Here is a 702-nt window from a genome sequence, read left to right on the forward strand (position 1 = left end):
ACCATCAGTACAAAAGCATTACAAAAAGCCTTCATAGAATGGATGAAATCGTGTCATGAATTAACGGATGGTGAAGTGGTTGCCATTGATGGAAAAACACTGAGGGGTTCATATAACCGAGCAACAGACCAAGCTGCGATTCATATGGTTAATGCGTTCGCAACCGCAAATGGTGTATGCCTCGGACAGTCAAAGGTAAATAGTAAAACCAATGAGATTACTGAAATACCTAAGCTGCTGGAATTGCTCGATATTTCTGGGTGTTTAATTACTATAGACGCCATGGGTTGTCAGCGAAAAATCGCACAGAAAATCATTAATAAAAATGCCGATTATTTGCTCGCTGTTAAAGGAAACCAAGGTAAGTTAGATAAAGCGTTTGATAATTATTACCGGCCTTCAATGCTTCAAAAATTTGATGGTGATAGCTACTCATCACAAGAGAAATCGCATGGACGTTTAGAAACACGATGTGCACTCATCAATACCGATTTAAGTGTATTAGGTGATTTGTCTTATGATTGGCCTGAATTAAAAACGATGGGCATCATGGTCAGTGTTCGACAAGAAGGTAAACACGCCGACGAATCCGATATTTCTGTACGCTATTATATAAGTTCAAAAGCACTGACAGCGAAAGAGCTTCATGATGCCACTCGCTCGCACTGGTTAATTGAATCAATGCACTGGCAACTCGATGTT

General features: G+C 39.9%; 1 protein-coding gene. It reads left to right on the plus strand.

Annotation, left to right across the window (positions count from 1 at the left end; translation table 11 throughout):
- A partial coding sequence (locus BZJ21_RS15425; protein ID WP_108743194.1) for an ISAs1 family transposase occupies positions 1-702 on the plus strand: 702 nt, incomplete at both ends.

The sequence above is a fragment of the Salinivibrio costicola subsp. alcaliphilus genome (assembly GCF_001996185.1).
GTDB classification, from domain to species: domain Bacteria; phylum Pseudomonadota; class Gammaproteobacteria; order Enterobacterales; family Vibrionaceae; genus Salinivibrio; species Salinivibrio costicola.